Here is a 17,631-nt window from a genome sequence, read left to right as displayed (position 1 = left end):
CCGCAACCCGGCCGCCCCGCGCATGAGGCCCGCCGGCGGGCAGGACCCCGTGCCGAAGGCCGGGCCCGATCCGACGCTGGCGGCGGTCCTGGCAGGTCTCGATTCCTTGAGCCCGGCGGAGCTCGATGCGCTGCCCTTCGGGGTGATCCAGCTCGACGGCGCCGGCCGGGTCCTGGTCTGCAACGCGGTGGAAAGCCGTCTGTCGGGTCGCCCCGTCGCGGCGATGCTCGGGCGCGACTTCTTCCGCGAGATCGCCTCGTGCACCGACCTGCCGGGATATCGTGGCCGCTTCCTGGAGGGCGTCCGGTCCGGACGGCTGGACGAGCAATTCCGCTTCACCTTCGGCTTCGAGCCGCAGCCGCTGCACGTCCAGGTGCATCTGCGCCGGGCGAGCCAGCCCGACCGCTACTGGATCGTGCATCGCCCGCTCGGCCTCCTCCCGCCGAGCCGGCAGCGGCTGGCCGCCGATGCGGCGCTCGATGCCGTTGGCCGGCGCGCCCGGGCCGAGCCGGTCGATCCCGATATCTGCGCGCGGGAGCCGATCCATCTGGTCGGCGCCGTGCAGCCGCATGCCGCGATGCTGGCCTGCGATCCGGCGACGGACGCGCTGGTGGTGCGCGCCTGCAGCGACAGCCTGGAGGATCTGCTCGAGGGCGTCGGCCCCGATCAGGCCATCGGGCAAGCGCTTGCCGCGCTGCTGCCGGCCGAGGTGGTGGCCGGGATCCGCCAGGCGCTCGAGACCGGCGCGCTCCAGGATCCGGCGCGCCCGCTGCGCTGCCGGCTGCACCTCGGTGGGCGCGAGGTGGCCTGCCTGGCGACGGCGCATCTGCATGACGGGCGGCTGGTGATCGAGCTGGAGCGTCTGCCGGAGCGGCCGCTCGATTTCCACGAGGCCAGCGCCATGCAGGCCCAGGCGGCGATCGTCCGGCTGCGGGAGGCGCATGGCTTGCTGCAGGCCGCGGCCGCCGCCGCGCGCGAGTTGCGGGCCATGACCGGGTTCGAGCGGGTGCTGGTCTACCGCTTCGATCCGGACTGGAACGGCGAGGCGATCGCCGAGGACAAGGCCGCCGACTGGGACCATTCCCTGCAGGGGCTGCGCTTCCCGGCCTCTGACATCCCGGCGCAGGCGCGCGCGCTCTATGCCCGCGGCCCGGCCCGCTTCGTCGTCGACCGCGACGCCGTGCCCTCGACGGTGCGGGCGGAGACGAGGCCGGCGAACGAGACGATCGACCTCAGCTTCGCCCAGGCCCGGGCCCTGTCGCCGATCCATCTCGAATACCAGCGCAACCTCGGCGTGAACGGCTCCATGTCGCTCTCGATCCTCGTCGATGGGCGGCTCTGGGGCCTCGTCATCGGGCATCACCGGCGGCCGCACTACATCACACCGGAGACGCGGGCGCTGGCTGGCCTGGTCGCCGATGCCTTCGCGCTCCGCATCCAGGAGCTCGAGAGCCGTGCGGCCTGGCGCGAGCAGGAGGCCTCGCTCGAGCTGCGCAACGCCCTGGTCAAGCGCATGGCGGCCTCGGACGATTTCGTCGCGGCGCTGACCGACGGCGCGGCCGCGGGCGAGGTCAGCCTGGTCGATCTCTTCGGGGCCACCGGGGCCGCGGTGGTGGCGGAGGGGCGCGCGGCGATCCTCGGCCAGACGCCGCCCGTCGGGATGCTGCTCGCCCTGATGGAGCATCTCCGCCGGACGCTGCCCGCCGGCCAGCGCGTCTTCGTCACCGATCAGCTGGCGGCGCAGTTTCCCCCCGTCGCGCCCTGGCGGGCCATGGCGAGCGGCCTGCTGGCGGTCTTCCTCGGCCCGGAGGCGGGGCGCGACAACCTGTTGCTCTGGTTCCGGCCGGAACTGGTCTCGACCGTGGTCTGGGGCGGGGACCCGCGCAAGCCGGTGCTGACCGATGGCGCGACGCAGACGGTGCTGCCGCGGCGCTCCTTCGAGCGCTGGGTCGAGGAGCGCCGCGGCCGATCCGCGCCCTGGTCATCCTGGCAGGTCGACATGGCCGACACCTTCGCGGCCGGCATCACCGGCGTGGTGCTGCGCCAGGGCCGTCGCATCGCCGAGCTGACCGCCAAGCAGGAGGTGCTGGCCCGGGCGCTGGAGCAGAAGGAGGTGCTGGCCCGGGAGGTGGACCACCGGGTCAAGAACTCCCTGCAGATCGTGGCCAGTGTCATGCGGCTGCAAGCCAGGCGGGTGAACGACCCGCAGGCGGCCGCGGCCTTCAACGACACCTATGCCCGCGTGATGAGCGTGGCGCGCGTGCATGACAGCCTGCAGCAATCCGAGGATATCGAGAATGTCGATTTCGGCGAGACGCTGCGCCGGCTCTGCGACGACCTCGCGGTGGGCGTGGCGGGGGCGGAGCAGCGCCTCGACGTCACGGCCGAGTCGGGGGTGATGGTGCCGAGCCGCACCGCGGTCGCCCTGTCGCTCGTGGCGGCCGAGCTGGTCACGAACGCCCTGAAATACGCCTATGCGCCGGAGGAGCCCGGCCGGGTCGAGGTGCGCGTGCGGTCCCGCGCGGTCGGCGGCGTGGAGCTCCGCGTCTGCGATTTCGGCCGCGGCCTGCCGATCGACTGGGACAGCCGCGTGCGCACCGATGGCGGCGGCCTCGGGATGCGCCTGGTCCGGGCGATGCTCGAGCGCGTCGGCGCGGCGATGGAGGTGACGACGCTCGGCACGCCGGGCACCTGCTTCACGGTCGCGGCGTGACGGGACCCGCCAGCGGCCGGGCCGGGGCCGCGCCTCGCCACGGCGCCGCACCAGGCCCGGCCCTTCGGACGGGCCCGGCATGACGCCGCTCGACGAGGCGGCGCAGCCTGCCGACCCGACCATCGGCTGCGAGCGCGAGCCGATCCATCATCCCGGCAGCATCCAGCCGCATGGCCATCTCCTCGCATTCGAGGGCAAGGCGCTGCGGCTCAGCCATGCCAGCGCCGGCGCGGCCGCGATACTCGCGGCCGGGCTGCCCACCGCCTTCGGTCAGCCGGCCGCCAGGATCCTCCATGGCCCGACCCTTGGCGCACTGGTGGACGGGCTGCGGGGCCTGCCGGAACTCGGCCAGGTGCAACTCGGACGATGCCAGGACGCCGCGGGCCAGGCCTATCAGGCGATCGGGCACCGGTCGCCGGACGGGCATGTGATCCTCGAACTCGAGACCGAGGTCGAGGCGGTGGGGCCGCAGGGCGAGGCGACGCTGGAGGTCCTCTATCCGGGCATACGCGACGCCTTCACCCGGCTCGGCCGCGCGGCGACCCTCGAGGAGCTGGCCGGCATGGCCGCCGCCACGGTGCGCCGCATCACCGGCTTCGACCGCGTCCTGATCTATCGCTTCGAGGAGAATTGGGACGGCGTCGTGCTCGCCGAGGACGGCAGCGGGCGTTTGCCCGCCTATCTGGGACTGCGCTTTCCCGCCTCCGACATCCCGGCCCAGGCCCGACGGCTCTACGAGGCCAACCCGCAGCGCCTGATCGCCGACGTGGATTATACCCCTGTGTCGATCCACCCCGCGCGCGAGGGGCCGCCGCTCGACCTGACCCAGGCCGGGCTGCGCAGCGTTTCGCCCGTGCACCGCGAATACATGCGCAACATGGGCACGCCGGCGTCGATGTCGGTCTCCGTGCTGCGGGGCGACGGCCGCCTCTGGGGCCTCATTTCCTGCCATCACGCCGAGCCCCGGCAGCCCACCGTCGCGGCCCGGAATATCTGCGACCTGATCGGGCAGATCTTCGCCGTGCGCGTCGCCGCGCGCGAGGAGACGGCGCATGCCGAGGCCCGGGCCCGGCTGCGGGAGCTGGAGGGGCGGCTGCTGGCGCGCATGGCCACGGCGACGCATATCGCCGAGGGGCTGCTCGCCGATCCGGACGACCTGCTTGGCCTGGCCTCGGCCAGCGGCGCCGCCGTCCTCGCCGATCAGGGCTGCACCCTGGTGGGCCGGACGCCGACCGAGGCGGAGGTGCGACGGATCGGGGCCTGGATCGCGGGGCGCGGGCAGGAGGAGGTCTTCGCCACCGCGGCCCTGGGCACCATGCTGCCGGGCGCCGAGGCCTTCGCCGACACCGCCAGCGGCGTGCTGGCGGTGTCGATCTCCCGGCTGCATCCGAGCTTCGTGCTGTGGTTCCGGCCCGAGGTGGTCAGCACGGTCCAGTGGGGCGGCGATCCCCGCAAGCCGCAGCAGCCCCAGCCCCAGCCGGAGCGGCTGCACCCGCGCCGGTCCTTCGCCGCCTGGGTGGAGACCGTGCGCGGCCGCTCGGCGGCCTGGACGCGATCGGAGATCGAGGCGGCGCGCGATCTCCGCGGCGCCATTCTCGGCGTGGTGCTGCGGGCCGCCGAGGAGCGGGCGGCGCTCGCCGGGCGGCTGGAGCAGGTGAACCGCGAGCTGGCGGCCTTCTCCTACTCGGTCTCGCACGACCTGCGCGCCCCCTTCCGCCATATCGTCGGCTTCACCGAGCTGCTGCGCGAACAGGAGGGCGACCGGCTCGGCGACCGTGGCCGGCGCTATCTGGGGACGATCTCGCAAGCCGCGGAGACCGCGGGCCATCTAGTGGATGCGCTGCTCGCCTTCTCGCAGATGGGGCGCTCCGCCCTGATGCCGCTGGAGTTCGACAGCGCGCTACTGGTGCGGGAGGTGATCCAGTCCCTCGAGCTCGAGCAGGCCGGCCGAACGGTCGAGTGGCGGATCGGTCCGCTGCCGAGCATCCGGGCGGATCCGGCCATGCTGCGGCAGGTTTTCCACAATCTCCTGTCGAATGCGCTCAAATACACGCGGGGGCGGGATCCCGCGGTGATCGGGCTCGGTTGCAGAATCGAGAGGGAAGAATACATCTACAGCGTGTGCGACAACGGGGCCGGCTTCGACATGGCCTATGCGCACAAGCTGTTCGGCGTCTTCCAGAGGCTCCATCGCCCGGAGGAATTCGAGGGCGTCGGCATCGGCCTGGCCAATGTGCGGCGCATCGTCGAACGCCATGGTGGCCGCGTCTGGGCGGAGGGCCGGCTCGGCGAAGGGGCTGTCTTTCACTTCAGCTTGCCGGCGCGCGGCGCGCCGTCGAAGGAGACGACGTGACATGTCGCAGTTGCGGCCGATCCTGCTGGTGGAAGACAGTCCGAACGATATCGAGTTGACCCTCCTGGCGCTCGAGCGCTCCCGCTTGGCCAATCCGGTGGTCGTCGCCCGCGACGGGGTGGAGGCGCTCGACATCCTGCAGCGCCGCGGCAACCTTCCGAGCGAGGGCGAGGTGCAACTCCCCGCCGTGGTGCTGCTCGATATCAAGCTGCCTCGCGTGGACGGGCTGGAGGTGCTGGAGCAGATCCGGGGCGATGCCCGGATCCGGCACGTGCCGGTGGTGATGCTGACCTCCTCGCGCGAGGAGCAGGACTTGGTGCGCAGCTACGGCCTCGGCGTCAACGCCTTCGTGGTCAAGCCCGTCGGCCACCGCGAATTCTTCGAGGCGATCCGCGATATCGGCGCCTTCTGGGCGGTGCTGAACGAGTTGCCCCTGGGGCATCCCGGCGCGGAGGCCGGCCTGGGCGCATGATGCTGCCGATGGGCGCCGAGCCGGTGGCGGACCAGCGGCTCCGCATCCTGCATCTCGAGGACAGCGCGATCGATGCCGCGCTGGTCGCCGAGCATCTCAGCCGCTCGGACCTGGCCTGCGAGATCCGGCTGGTGTCGGCGCGCGCGTCCTATGCCGAGGCGCTCGCGGCGGACAGCTACGACGTCATCCTCGCCGATTACGCCGTGCCCGGCTTCGATGGGCTCGCGGCGCTCGACATGGCGCGCACGCTCGCGCCCGGCACCCCCTTCATCTTCGTCTCCGGCACCCTGGGCGAGGAGGCGGCGGTCGAGGCCGTCCGGCGTGGCGCCACCGATTACGTGGTCAAGCATCGCCTGGGCCGCCTGGCGATCGTGGTGCAGCGGGCGATGGCCGAGGCGCTTGCGCATGCCGGCCAGCGCGCGGCGCAGGCGGCGCTCCGCGAGAGCGAGGCCCGGCTGCGGCTGGCGCTCGATGCCGGCCGCCTCGGCGCCTGGGAGCTCGACCTCCGCAGCGACCGCCTGAACGCCTCGCCGACCTGCCGGGCGGATTTCGGCCAATCGCCGGACGCGGCCCTGACCGCGGCCGATCTGCGCAGCGCCGTCCACCCCGAGGACCGCGAGCGGATGCGGGAGGTGATGGCCAGCGCGATCGCGCAGAGCGCGGATTACGATGTCGAGTACCGGGTGGTCCAGCCTGGCGGCGAGGTCCGCTGGGTGCAGGTGCGCGGCCGGCCGACCTATGCCACCGATGGCACGCCGCTCGGCATGGCCGGCGTCTCCCTCGACGTGACCGAGCGGAAGCTGGCCGAGGAGAGGCTGGTGCTGCTGATGCGCGAGGTGAACCACCGGGCGAAGAATGCGCTCGCCGTGGTGCAGTCGGCGCTGCGCCTGACCCGGGCGGCGGACCTGCCGAGCTATGCCCAGATGGTCGAGGGCCGGGTGGCGGCGCTCGCGCGCGTGCAGACGCTGCTGGCCGCGGATGCCTGGACCGGCGCCGACCTGCGCACCCTGCTGGAAGGCGAGCTGGCCCCTTTCCTCGGCGATGGGCGCCGCGCGGCGATGTCGGGGCCGGAGGTGTCGCTGCCGGCCACCGTCACCCAGCCGCTGGCCATGGCGATGCATGAGCTGGCGACCAATGCCGTGAAATACGGCGCCCTGTCCACGACGGAAGGGAGCGTCGCCGTCGCCTGGGCGGTCGAGCAGCCGGAGGAGGGCTGCGCGCGGCTGCGGCTGCGCTGGACGGAAGTCGGTGGCCCGGCGGTGGCCGGCACCCCGGCGCGGCGCGGCTTCGGCGGCCGGGTCCTCGACGGCACGGTGCGCATGCAACTCGGCGGCCGGGTCTCGCTCGACTGGCAGCCGACCGGCCTGGTCTGCGAGCTGGACGTGCCCCTGGCCGCGTCCGGCGACGAGCGGATGGGGCGGGTGGTCTGACCAGGAGGGCGGGCGATCAGCCCCCGGCCTCGGCGGGCGGCTCCTCCTCCGACATCTCGACCAGCTCCTGCGTGCTGAGCAGCAGCAGGCGGCGTGGGTCGAGGATCTGCGGCGCCTGGTGCTGCAGGCTCTCCCAGCGGGCTTCCACCGCATCCAACGCCGCGTCCAGCGTGTCGAAGCGCTCCTCCTCCGGTGCCGGACGTCCGGCGCGCCAGCGCAGATAGACGGGCCCCACCACGGTCATCGCTCCTGCCTCCCCTGTGCGGATCGGCGGCCCATAGAGCAGATCCCGCGCCATGGCTCAATCCGCCTGGCCGAGCGTGGCCGCGGCGGCGCGCGGCCTGGCGCGCCGTTCGGTCAGCCGATGCAGCGCGATGTAGACGACCGGCGTGGTGAAGAGGGTCAGGGCCTGGCTGACCAGCAGCCCGCCGATCATGGCGCAGCCGAGCGGCTGGCGCAGCTCCGCCCCGGTCCCGAGGCCAAGCGCGAGGGGCACCGCCCCGAGCACCGCCGCCATGGTCGTCATCATGATGGGCCGGAAGCGCTTCAGGCAGGCCTCGCGGATCGCCTGCACCGCCTCGGCGCCGCCCTGCCGCTCGGCCTGCAGCGCGAAATCCACGAGGATGATGCCGTTCTTCTTCACGATGCCGATGAGCAGGATGATCCCGATCAGCCCCATCACGTCGAGGCCGAAGCCGAGGAGCCAGAGCGTGACGAGGGCGCCGAGCCCGGCCGAGGGGAGGGTCGAGAGGATGGTCAGCGGGTGGATGGTGCTCTCGTAGAGCATGCCGAGGATGATGTAGACCGCGACCACCGCCGCCGCGATCAGATAGGGCTGGTTCGCCAGCGCCGCGCCGAAGGCCTGGGCATTGCCCTGGAAGATGCCCTGTACCGAGCCGGGCGCGCCCAGCTCGGCGCGCGCCTGCTCGATGGCCGCCGTCGCCTCGCCGAGGGACAGGCCGGGCGCGAGGTTGAAGGAGAGCGTGACTGCCGGAAACTGGTTCAGGTGGCTGATCGAGAGATAGGCGGTGCCGGAGGTGTCGACGGTGACCAGGGCCGCGAGCGGCACCCGGCTGCCGGTGGTCGGCGATTGCAGCCAGATCCGCCGCAGCGCCGCCTCGGGATCGGCCTGCAAGGCCGGATCGACCTCCATCACCACATGGTAGTAGCTGAGCTGGGTGAACCACTGGGCGATCACCCGCTGGCCGAAGGCATCGGCCAGGGTGTCGTCGATCAGCCGTGGTTGGACGCCGAAGCGCGCCGCCTGCTCGCGGTTGATGACAAGACGCGCGGTGGGACCGCCGGGCTGCTGGTCGGTCGCCACATCGGTCAATTGCGGCAGGCTGCGCAACCGCTCCAGCATCCGGCCGGCCCAGCTGTTCAGCTCGTCGAGATCGGCGTCGCGCAGCACGTACTGGTACTGCGTGCGGGAGCCGCGGGCGGAGAGGTTGATGTCCTGCGCCGCCTGCAGATAGAGCGTGACGCCGGGCACCGCCTGCAGCCTGCGGCGCAGCCGGGCGATCACCTCGCCGGCGCTCGCATCCCGCTCGGCCTGCGGCTTCAGGTCGATGAAGAAGCGGCCGGTATTCGAGGTCTGGGTGCCGCCCGTCGCGCCCGCGGTGGCGAGGACGTTCGCCACCGCCGGATCCTCGCGGATCAGCCGCATCAGCGCCTGCTGCTTCTCCGACATGGCGGCGAAGGAGGTATCGGGCGCCGCCTCCGCCGTGCCCACGACGAAGCCGGTATCCTGCTGCGGGAAGAAACCCTTCGGGATGAGGATGTAGAGCGCGGCCGTCGCGGCGAGGGTGGCGCCGAAGACCAGCAGCGTCAGGCGCTGGTGGCCGAGGACGCGGTCGAGCGCCGCTTCATAGGCCCGCTCCACCGCGGTGAAGCCGCGCTCGAGCCCATGGTCGATTCGCCGCACCAGGCCAGGCCGCGCCTGCTCCGCCTCGGCGTCCCGCCGGCGCAGCAGCCGTGCCGCCAGGGTGGGGACCAGGGTGAGGGAGACGAAGACCGAGAGCAGGATCGTGCCGGTGACGACCAGCGCGAATTCGCGAAACAGCCGCCCGATCACCGAGCCCATGAAGAGCAGCGGGATGAACACCGCGACGAGGGAGAGGCTGATGGCGAGGACGGTGAAGCCGATCTCGCCCGAGCCGCGCAGGGCGGCCTCCGCCGGCGCCTCGCCCTCCTCGATGCGGCGATAGATGTTCTCCAGCACCACGATGCCGTCATCGACCACGAAGCCGACCGCGATCACCAGCGCCATCAGGGAAAGGTTGTCGAGGCTGAAGCCGGCGGCATACATGCCCGCGACGGCGCCGACGACCGCGACCAGCACCACCAGCGCCGGGGGCACCGTCGCGCGCCAGTCGCGGAGGAAGACGAAGACCACGAGGACGACCAGGAGGAAGGTGAGGGCCAGCGTCGCCTCGACATCCGAGACCGAGGCTCGGATGGTGGTCGTCCGATCGCTGACCACCTGCACGTCGACCGCGGGCGGCACCGCGGCCCGCAGCGCCGGCAGTGCCTCGCGGATGCGCCCGACCACCTCCACCACATTGGCGCCGGGCTGCTTGAACACCACCAGCGCCACGCCGCGGCGGCCATTCTGCCAGGCGCCGATCAGCCGGTTCTCCGGCGCCTCCACCGCCTCCCCGATATCGCCGAGCCGGACCGGCGCGCCGTTGCGATAGGCGACGACCACGTCTTCCCATCGCTTCGCACCGAGCACCTGGTCGTTGGCCAGCACCGCGAAGGCCTGCCGGGGCCCGTCGAAGCTGCCCTTGGGCCGGTCGACCGTGGCGTTGTTCACCACGGCGCGCACGTCCTCGAGCCCGAGGCCCAGGGCCGCCACCCGTTCGGGATCGAGCCGGATGCGCATGGAGGGTTTCTGCTCGCCGGTGACGTTCACCTGGCCGACGCCGGAGATCTGCGAGAGCTGCTGGGCGATGCGGGTATCGGCATAGTCGTCCACCCGGTCGATCGGGTAGACCTCCGACTGCACCGCGATGATGACGATGGGCGGATCGGCCGGGTTGAGCTTGCGGTAGAGCGGTGGCTGCGGCAGGTCGGTCGGCAACTGGCCGCCCGCCTGGTTGATCGCCGTCTGGATGTCCTGTGCCGCGGCATCGATGCTGCGGGAGAGGACGAATTGCACGGCGATGCTGGTATTCCCGAGCGCGCTGGTCGAGACGATCTGGCTGACGCCGGGGATCTGCGCGAACTGCCGCTCCAGCGGCGTGGCGACGGCGCTCGCCATGGTCTCCGGGCTGGCGCCCGGATAGGTGACCGTCACCTGGATGGTCGGGAATTCCACCTGCGGCAGGGGCGCGACCGGCAGCAGCGGGTAGCAGACGGCGCCGAGCAACAGGATCGCCAGCATCAGCAGGGCGGTGGCGACGGGCCGCCGGACGAAGGGGGCGGAGATGCCGGCCGGGATGGGCCCCGCGCCCGGGCCCGGATCGGCCTCCGGCGCCTGCCTCACGCGGCCGGGCTCGCCGGCTGCGCGGGGGCCGGCGCCACGCGCGCGCCGGGGCGCAGGCGGTGGATCCCGTCCGTCACCACCTGCTCGCCGGCCGCGATGCCGGATTCGATGAGCGCCAGCCCCTCGGCGATCGGCCCCAGGCGAAGCTGGCGCAGGGCGACGGTCCGGTCCGGCTGCAGCACATAGGCGAAGGGCCCGTCGCGGCCGCGCTGCACCGCCGCCGCGGGCACCGTCACCGCGCCGCGCCGCGTCTCGAGCAACAGCCGCGCCCCGACGAGTTGGCCCGGCCAGAGGGCGTCGTCCGCGTTGGGAAAGGCGGCCTTGAGCTGGATCGTGCCGCTGGCCGGGTCGATGCGGTTGTCGGCCAGCAGCAGGCTGCCCTCGGCCAGCACCCGGCCGTCCTGGGCCAGGGCCTGTACGGGAAGACCCCCAGGGGGCGGCTCCCCCGGCGCGGTCCCGTCCCCGGGCTTCACCTGCGCCAGCGCCCTGTCGCCAAGGGCCTCGCGCTGCCGCCGCAGCACCGCCGCCAGGTCGTCCTGCGGCAGGGTGAGGAGGAGGGCGATCGGATGGATCTGGGCGATGACGACGAGGCCGGTGGTGTCGCCCGCATGCACGATGTTGCCCGGATCGACCAGCCGCACGCCGAGCCGGCCGGAGAGCGGCGCCGTGATGCGGGTGTAATCGAGCTGGGTGCGGGCACTGTCGAGATTCGCCGCATCCGCCTGCACCGTCGCCTCGAGTTGCGCCACCTGCGCCCGCTGGGTGTCGAGCTGCTGCTTCGAGGCGCCCTCGCTGCGCGACAAGGTCTGGTAGCGCTGCAGGTCGAGCCGGGCATTCGCAAGTTGCGCCTCGTCGCGCGCCTGCTGCGCCGCCGCCTGGTCGAGCGCCGCCCGGTAGGGGCGTGGGTCGATCTGCGCCAGGAGGTCGCCCTGCCGCACATCCTGCCCCTCGGTGAAGGCCACGCGCTCGAGCTGCCCGTCCACGCGGCTGCGGATGGTGACGGTCTGGAAGGCCTGGACATTGCCGAGGCCGCCCCGCCAGATCGGCAGATCGCGCTGCTCGGCCGTGGCGAGCGTGACGGCGACGGGGGCCTCGGCCGCGGCCTGTGGCTGCGCGTCCGCGCCGCGCCCGGTCAGCAGGCGCCAGGCCCCGAAGCCGGCGGCGATCAGGCCAAGGACAAGGAGGGCGCCGGCGCGGGCGCGTCCGCTCTGCATGATGTCTTGAGGTCCCGCGGAGGGAACGCCGGCGATGCCGGCCGGTTAGCCCCACCGTCTCTTCCTTGCACATTTGTCACGCGGCACGATCCTGCCGGAACCGGACGTGAACCGAAGCCGCATCGGCCGCGTTCGTGCCGCGATGGGCGGGTAGGCCGCCCTGACATCGGACGAGCAAGCTGGAGGACAAGATGGCGGGCAGCCAGCCGAAGGCTCCGAAGAAGGCGGGCTCGAAGGCCGCAGCCAAGACCGGAGCCGAAAACAAGACCGGAGCCGAAAAAGCGCCGCGCAAGACGCCGAGCGCCCTGCAACAGCCCCTGACCCCCTCTCCCGAACTGGCTGCCGTGGTCGGCGAGGGACCACTGCCGCGGGCCGAGGTCGTCAGCAAGGTCTGGACCTACATCAAGGCCCACAACCTGCAAAACCCCGACGACCGCCGGGAGATCCTGGCCGATGACACCCTGCGCAAGGTGTTCGGCAAGGACAAGGTGACGATGTTCGAAATGAACAAGCACATTGCCCAGCACCTGAAGTAGAAGCAGGCCGCCGGAGGGCCCGGCGCGAGGGGGCGTTCGGGCGTTTCCCCTCGGCGCCGGGGCGCGGCAACGGCTTCGGCGTCTGGTTTCTGCAGGCATCTTCAGCCGGTCAGGGTGGTCCGTCCTGAGGCCCGGGACTCGTCTGGCCTTGCCGGAGCGCGCGGCAGGGGCTTCGATCCCTCCTGACCGCCGCAAGGCGGCAGGGGAGGATGACGCATGATGGATCGGCGCCGGCCTGGCCGGCAGCGAGGGCCGGCATGATCCTGGCCACCCGCCCCCAGCGCAGCGAGCTCTCGGTCCCCGCGAGCTCCGGGCGCTTCTTCGCCAAGGCCGCGGCGAGCGCGGCGGACGCCGTGGTGATCGACCTCGAGGACGGGGTGGCGGCGGAACGGAAGGACGCCGCCCGCGCCGAGGCCATCGCCGCGATCAACGGCCTGGATTGGGGCGGGCGGATCCTCTCGGTGCGCGTCAACGGCATCGGCACGCCCTGGTGCCACCGCGACATCGTGGAGGTGGCGAGCGCCTGCCCGCGCCTCGACCGCATCGTGCTGCCCAAGGCGGAGGATGCCTTCGACATCCGCTTCCTCGCCGCCCTGCTCGATGGCATCGAGGCGGCGCGCGGCCCCGGCCGGCGCATCGGCATCGCCGCGCTGGTCGAGACGCCGCGCGGTATCGGCCATGCCGAGGCCATCGCCGCCGCGCATCCGCGCCTGGAGACGATGATCTTCGGCCTCGGCGACTACATGGCGGCGATGCGGACGCCGGATGCCACGGTCGGGCGCCCCAACCCGGACTACGCCATGCCCGGTGCCGCGCCGGGCGCGCCGCCGGTGGTGCTCGACCAATGGCATTACGCGCTGGCCCGCCTCGCCAATGCCTGCCGCGCCGAGGGGCTGCTGCCGATCGACGCGGTCTATGCGGATTATCGCGACCTGGCCGGCCTGCGCGCCGCCGCGCTGCGCGGCCGCGCCCTTGGCTATGCCGGCAAATGGGCGATCCATCCGGACCAGGTCGCGGTGATCAACGAGGTGCATGGGCCCGATGCCGCACGCGTCGAATGGGCGCGGCGGGCGCTGGCGCTGCTGGCGCAGGCCGAGGCGTCGGGCGCCGGCGCGGCCGGGGAGGGGGGTGTGATGCTGGATGCGGTGCATGCGCGCATGGCGCGCGAGATCCTGCAGCAGGCGGGCGAGACGGCATGAGCGCCGGGGAGGCGGCCGCGCCGCTGCCGCTGGCCGGCGTCACGGTGCTCGACATCGCCACCTTCCTCGCCGCGCCCTTCGCCGGCACCATCCTCGCCGATTTCGGGGCGACGGTCGTGAAGATCGAGCATCCGCGGCTCGGCGACCCGATGCGCGCCTTCGGCACCCCGACGGAATGCGGCGACACCCTCGCCTGGCTGAGCGAGGCGCGGAACAAGCAATGCATGACGCTCGACCTGCGGCATCCGGACGGGGCGGCGCTGTTCCGCCGGCTGGTCGCGCAGGTCGATGTGGTGCTGGAGAATTTCCGCCCCGGCACGCTGGAGAGATGGGGCCTTGCGCCGGACAGCCTGCGGGAGATCAACCCGCGCCTCGTCGTGCTGAGGGTCAGCGCCTATGGCCAGACCGGGCCGAAGCGCGGATTGCCCGGCTTCGCCCGGGTGGCGCATGGCTTCGGCGGGCTGAGCTACCTGGCGGGCGAGCCGGACGGCAAGCCGGTGGTGCCCGGCTCGACCTCCCTCGCCGACTACCTCTCCGGCCTCTGGGGCGCGCTCGGGGTCATGCTGGCGCTGCGCGTGGCCGAGCGCAGCGGCCGGGGCCAGGATGTCGATATCGGCCTCTACGAAGCCGTCTTCCGCCTGCTCGACGAGACCGCCCCCGCCTATGCCCGGCATGGCGTGGTGCGCGAGAGGATGGGGGCGGATGTGCCGACCGTGGTGCCGCATGGCCATTGGCAGACCGCGGAGGGCCGCTGGGTCGCCATCGCCTGCACCAGCGACAAGATTTTTGCGAGATTGGCCGAGGCGATGGGCAAGCCGGACCTCGCCGGGCCGGAGCGCTTCGCCACCACGGCGCAGCGCATCGCCGCCCGCGGCGAGGTGAACGGCCTGGTCGCCGACTGGGCGGCGGGGCTGAGCATGGAGGAACTCGGCGCCGCCTGCGACGCGGCCGGCGTGCCCTGGGGGCCGATCAACAGCATCGCCGATATCTTCGCCGATCCGCATGTCGCCGCCCGCGGCAACCTGCTGCGGCTGCTCGATCCGCGTGTCGGGGAGCTGGTGCTGCCGGCGCCGGTGCCGCGCCTGACCGCGACGCCCGCCACACTGCGCCATGCCGGCCGGGCCCGGGGCGCGGATACCGAGGCAGTGCTGCGGGACCGACTCGGTCTCGCGGCCGAGGCGATCGCCGCCCTGCGCCGGGACGGTGCGATCTGAACGGCTTGCCGGCACGGCGCCCCGGCGCTGCAATGGCGCGATGGACGCACAGGTGGAATACGACAACCGGGCGCGGGTGCCGGAGCATCCGGCGATCATCGCGGGCTGGCAGCGCGACGCCGTCGCCTTCCGCGCGCAATGGCCGGAGGCCGAGCTCGGCCTGTCCTATGGCCCGGGGGAGCGGGAGCGGCTCGACCTCTTCCGCCCCGGCCCCGGCGAGGACTGGCCCATCGCCCTCTTCATCCATGGTGGCTACTGGCAGTCGCTGGACCGCGGCTTCTTCTCGCATCTGGCGCGAGGGGTGCTGACGCAGGGCGTGGCGCTCGCCATTCCCTCCTACGACCTCTGCCCGCAGGTGACGCTTTCCACCATCCTCGAGCAGATGCGCGCGGCGGCGCTGCTGCTGCATCGCCGCAGCGGGCGGCGCCTGCTGGCGAGCGGCCATTCCGCCGGCGGCCATCTGACGGCGATGCTGATGGCGACGGACTGGCGCGCGCGCGATCCCCGGCTGCCGCCCGATCTCGTTCCCGCCGGAGTGCCGATCTCGGGCGTCTTCGAGCTGGAGCCGCTGCTGCCGACGACGATCGCCGCCGCGCTGCGCCTGACGCCGGAGGAGGCGCGCCGGCTCTCGCCGCGCTTCCTGCCGCCCCCTGGCGGCGCGTTGCATGCCGTGGTCGGCGGCGCGGAGAGCGGCGAGTTCCGCCGGCAGACGCGCGACTTCGCCGCCGCCTGGGGCGGGACCTCGGAGGAATTGCCGGCGCGCGATCATTTCACCGTCATCGCGCCGCTCGCCGAGCCGGAAAGCGGCCTCTCGCGCCGCCTGGGCGCCATGGCCCTTGCGGTCCGGTGACACTTGAAGCCTAAACTAATCGTCACGCGGACGGAGGGGATGGGCATGGCGATCGGCAGGCGCGCAGTGCTGGGCGTTGCGGCGGCGGGACCCCTGGCGCTGCCGGCGATCCGCGCCCGGGCCCAGGCCGCGGGCGTGAAGATCGGCCTCGTCGCGGTGCAGACCGGGCCGCAGGCGGCGCTCGGCACGCAGCTTCGGGACGGCTTCCTGCAGGGGCTGAAGCACACCGGGGGCAAGCTCGGCGGCCTGCCGGCCGAGGTGGTGATGATCGATGACGAGCTGCGGCCGGAGGTCGCCGTCACCAAGGTGCGGGCGGCGCTGGAGCGCGACAAGGTCGATATCGTCGCCGGCGTCGTCTTCTCCAACATCCTGGCCGCCATCATGCGGCCGGTGACCGAGACGAACACCTTCCTCATCTCGACCAATGCCGGGCCCTCGACCTTCGCCGGGCGCGGCTGCAACCCGTATTTCTTCACCACCTCCTACAACAACGACCAGGTCCATTCCGTCATGGGCCAAGCGGCGACCGACAGCAAATACGGCCGCGTCTTCGTCATGACGCCGAACTACCAGGCCGGGCGCGACGCCGCGGCGGGCTTCAAGAGCCGCTTCAAGGGCGAGGTGGTGGACGAGGTCTATGTGCCGCTCAACCAGCTCGATTTCTCCGCCGAGCTGGCGAAGATCGCGGCGTCGAAGCCGGATGCCATCTTCACCTTCATGCCGGGCGGGCTCGGGGTGAACCTGGTGCGGCAGTACCGCCAGGCCGGTCTCGCCAGCATCCCCTTCCTCTCGACCTTCACGGTGGACGAGGCGACTCTGCCGGCGCAGGGCGAGGCGGCGGTCGGCTTCTATTCCGCCGCGCCCTGGGCGCCGAACATGGACAATGCCGCCAACCGTCGCTTCGTCGCGGATTTCGAGGCCGCCTACGGCTACGTGCCCGGCAGCTATGCGGCGCAGAGCTACGATGCGGTCCTGCTGCTCGACAGCGCCATCCGCAAGACCGGCGGCAGTCTCGCCGACAAGGATGGCCTGCGCGCGGCGATTCGCGCCGCCGAGTTCCAATCGGTCCGCGGCAACTTCAAATTCGGCGCCAACCACTACCCGGTGCAGGATTTCTGGCTCTGCCAGGTGGCGAAGCGGCCGGATGGCAAGTTCCAGACCGAGACGGTGCGCAAGGTGCTGGAGAACGACACCGATCCCTGGGCCGCCGAGTGCCGCATGCGCTGACGGCCGCGGCATGACGGCGCAGCTTCTGCTGGTGCAGGCGCTGAACGGCCTGCAATTCGGCATCCTCCTCTTCCTCGTCGCGGCCGGCCTCACCCTGGTCTTCGGGGTGATGGATGTCATCAACCTCGCGCATGGCGTGCAGTACATGCTGGGCGCCTATCTCGGCGCCAGCCTCGCCGCGGCGACGGGCAGCTTCTGGCTCGGCCTGCTGCTCGCCCTGCCGGCGACGCTCGCCTGTGGCCTGCTGCTGGAACTCCTCGTCTTCCGGCATCTCTACGACCGCGACCACCTGGCGCAGGTGCTGGCCACCTTCGGCGTCATCCTCACCCTGAACGAGGCGGTGACGCTGCTCTGGGGCAGCGCACCGCTGCAGGTCGCAACCCCGGCGCTGCTGGAGGGCGGCGTCACGCTGATGCCGGGGCTGCAATACCCGCTCTACCGCCTGGCGATCCTCGCCGCCGGCCTCGCCACGGCCGGGCTGCTCTGGCTGCTGGTCGAGCATACAAGGGCCGGCGCGCTGCTGCGGGCCGGCGCCAGCAACCGGCCGATGCTGGCGGCGCTCGGCGTCGATACCGGGCGGCTCTTCCTGCTGGTCTTCGGCCTCGGCGCCATGCTGGCCGGCTTCGCCGGGGCGATGGCGGCGCCCATCCTCTCGGTCGAGCCGGGCATGGGCGATTCGGTGCTGATCCTCGCCTTCGTCGTCATCGTCATCGGCGGCATCGGCAGCGTGCGCGGGGCTTTCCTTGCGGCGCTGCTGGTCGGGCTGGTGGAGGTGCTGGGCCGCTCGCTGCTGCCGGACCTGATGCGGCTGGTCCTCGCGCCCTCGCCGGCGCGGCAGGCCGGGGCCTCGATCGGCTCCATGCTGGTCTACATCGCCATGGCGCTGATCCTCGCGGTGCGGCCGCGCGGTCTGTTCCCGGCCCGGGCGGGTTGAGG

Annotated in this window: 13 protein-coding genes; 10 read left to right on the top strand and 3 right to left on the bottom strand. The window is 72.4% G+C overall.

The features are described from left to right. The first annotated feature begins 22 nt into the window (after nt 1–22). The 4 genes from DOO78_RS12080 (at nt 23) to DOO78_RS12065 (ending at nt 6,968) form a co-directional block, all read left to right on the top strand. Entirely contained in the window at nt 23–2,713 is a 2,691-nt protein-coding gene (locus tag DOO78_RS12080; RefSeq protein WP_111470127.1) for a histidine kinase dimerization/phosphoacceptor domain -containing protein, read from the top strand. Between the two features lie 79 nt (nt 2,714–2,792). Beyond that, a complete protein-coding gene (locus tag DOO78_RS12075) occupies nt 2,793–5,066 on the top strand; it encodes an ATP-binding protein (RefSeq protein ID WP_111470014.1) in 2,274 nt (757 codons plus the stop codon). Between the two features lies 1 nt (nt 5,067). Beyond that, nucleotides 5,068–5,538, top strand: a complete 471-nt coding sequence (locus DOO78_RS12070; protein WP_111470013.1) for a response regulator — start codon at nt 5,068–5,070, stop codon at nt 5,536–5,538. An 8-nt stretch (nt 5,539–5,546) separates the two neighbouring features. Next, nucleotides 5,547–6,968: an HWE histidine kinase domain-containing protein gene (locus tag DOO78_RS12065; protein WP_165838858.1), complete on the top strand. Its 1,422-nt coding sequence runs from the start codon at nt 5,547–5,549 to the stop codon at nt 6,966–6,968. A 16-nt stretch (nt 6,969–6,984) separates the two neighbouring features. Here DOO78_RS12065 and DOO78_RS12060 read toward each other — a convergent pair whose 3' ends face one another. The 3 genes from DOO78_RS12060 to DOO78_RS12050 are packed head-to-tail and all read right to left on the bottom strand — an operon-like array spanning nt 6,985 to nt 11,669. Continuing rightward, nucleotides 6,985–7,266, bottom strand: a complete 282-nt coding sequence (locus DOO78_RS12060; RefSeq protein ID WP_111470011.1) for a hypothetical protein — start codon at nt 7,264–7,266, stop codon at nt 6,985–6,987. 3 nt (nt 7,267–7,269) lie between these two features. Beyond that, entirely contained in the window at nt 7,270–10,455 is a 3,186-nt protein-coding gene (locus tag DOO78_RS12055) for an efflux RND transporter permease subunit (RefSeq protein ID WP_279387801.1), read from the bottom strand. Beyond that, entirely contained in the window at nt 10,452–11,669 is a 1,218-nt protein-coding gene (locus DOO78_RS12050) for an efflux RND transporter periplasmic adaptor subunit (protein ID WP_111470010.1), read from the bottom strand. The genes DOO78_RS12055 and DOO78_RS12050 overlap by 4 nt, the downstream gene beginning before the upstream one ends. Nucleotides 11,670–11,860: 191 nt before the next feature. On the opposite strand from DOO78_RS12050, the gene DOO78_RS12045 reads away from it, so the two are divergent. From DOO78_RS12045 to DOO78_RS12025, 6 genes are all read left to right on the top strand, one after another. Beyond that, complete coding sequence (locus DOO78_RS12045) at nt 11,861–12,205, top strand: SWIB/MDM2 domain-containing protein (RefSeq protein ID WP_111470009.1); 345 nt, start codon at nt 11,861–11,863, stop codon at nt 12,203–12,205. 257 nt (nt 12,206–12,462) lie between these two features. After that, entirely contained in the window at nt 12,463–13,404 is a 942-nt protein-coding gene (locus DOO78_RS12040; protein WP_111470125.1) for an HpcH/HpaI aldolase/citrate lyase family protein, read from the top strand. Beyond that, entirely contained in the window at nt 13,401–14,618 is a 1,218-nt protein-coding gene (locus DOO78_RS12035; protein ID WP_111470008.1) for a CaiB/BaiF CoA transferase family protein, read from the top strand. The genes DOO78_RS12040 and DOO78_RS12035 overlap by 4 nt, the downstream gene beginning before the upstream one ends. Nucleotides 14,619–14,658: 40 nt before the next feature. After that, complete coding sequence (locus DOO78_RS27480) at nt 14,659–15,468, top strand: alpha/beta hydrolase (RefSeq protein WP_165838857.1); 810 nt, start codon at nt 14,659–14,661, stop codon at nt 15,466–15,468. A gap of 45 nt (nt 15,469–15,513) precedes the next feature. Beyond that, the gene (locus tag DOO78_RS27475; RefSeq protein ID WP_165838856.1) at nt 15,514–16,695 is read left to right on the top strand and encodes an ABC transporter substrate-binding protein; all 1,182 of its coding nucleotides are present in this window, start codon (nt 15,514–15,516) and stop codon (nt 16,693–16,695) included. A 10-nt stretch (nt 16,696–16,705) separates the two neighbouring features. Continuing rightward, nucleotides 16,706–17,629 carry a branched-chain amino acid ABC transporter permease gene (locus DOO78_RS12025; protein ID WP_111470007.1) on the top strand — a complete coding sequence of 308 codons (924 nt, stop codon included), beginning with the start codon at nt 16,706–16,708 and terminating at the stop codon, nt 17,627–17,629. The last annotated feature ends 2 nt before the right edge of the window (nt 17,630–17,631 follow it).

Origin of the sequence: Roseicella frigidaeris, assembly GCF_003258945.1 — a bacterium.
Lineage (GTDB): Bacteria > Pseudomonadota > Alphaproteobacteria > Acetobacterales > Acetobacteraceae > Paracraurococcus > Paracraurococcus frigidaeris.
Note: the sequence above shows the minus strand (reverse complement) of the source record. Positions and strands in the feature narration are given on the sequence as shown.

What these genes read in the sequence shown, in the direction of transcription:
- DOO78_RS12080 (WP_111470127.1), top strand. Translation starts at nt 23, where the DNA reads ATGAGGCCCGCCGGCGGGCAGGACCCCGTGCCGAAGGCCGGGCCCGAT.
- DOO78_RS12075 (WP_111470014.1), top strand. Translation starts at nt 2,793, where the DNA reads ATGACGCCGCTCGACGAGGCGGCGCAGCCTGCCGACCCGACCATCGGC.
- DOO78_RS12070 (WP_111470013.1), top strand. Translation starts at nt 5,068, where the DNA reads ATGTCGCAGTTGCGGCCGATCCTGCTGGTGGAAGACAGTCCGAACGAT.
- DOO78_RS12065 (WP_165838858.1), top strand. Translation starts at nt 5,547, where the DNA reads ATGGGCGCCGAGCCGGTGGCGGACCAGCGGCTCCGCATCCTGCATCTC.
- DOO78_RS12060 (WP_111470011.1), bottom strand. Translation starts at nt 7,266, where the DNA reads ATGGCGCGGGATCTGCTCTATGGGCCGCCGATCCGCACAGGGGAGGCA.
- DOO78_RS12050 (WP_111470010.1), bottom strand. Translation starts at nt 11,669, where the DNA reads ATGCAGAGCGGACGCGCCCGCGCCGGCGCCCTCCTTGTCCTTGGCCTG.
- DOO78_RS12045 (WP_111470009.1), top strand. Translation starts at nt 11,861, where the DNA reads ATGGCGGGCAGCCAGCCGAAGGCTCCGAAGAAGGCGGGCTCGAAGGCC.
- DOO78_RS12040 (WP_111470125.1), top strand. Translation starts at nt 12,463, where the DNA reads ATGATCCTGGCCACCCGCCCCCAGCGCAGCGAGCTCTCGGTCCCCGCG.
- DOO78_RS12035 (WP_111470008.1), top strand. Translation starts at nt 13,401, where the DNA reads ATGAGCGCCGGGGAGGCGGCCGCGCCGCTGCCGCTGGCCGGCGTCACG.
- DOO78_RS27480 (WP_165838857.1), top strand. Translation starts at nt 14,659, where the DNA reads ATGGACGCACAGGTGGAATACGACAACCGGGCGCGGGTGCCGGAGCAT.
- DOO78_RS27475 (WP_165838856.1), top strand. Translation starts at nt 15,514, where the DNA reads ATGGCGATCGGCAGGCGCGCAGTGCTGGGCGTTGCGGCGGCGGGACCC.
- DOO78_RS12025 (WP_111470007.1), top strand. Translation starts at nt 16,706, where the DNA reads ATGACGGCGCAGCTTCTGCTGGTGCAGGCGCTGAACGGCCTGCAATTC.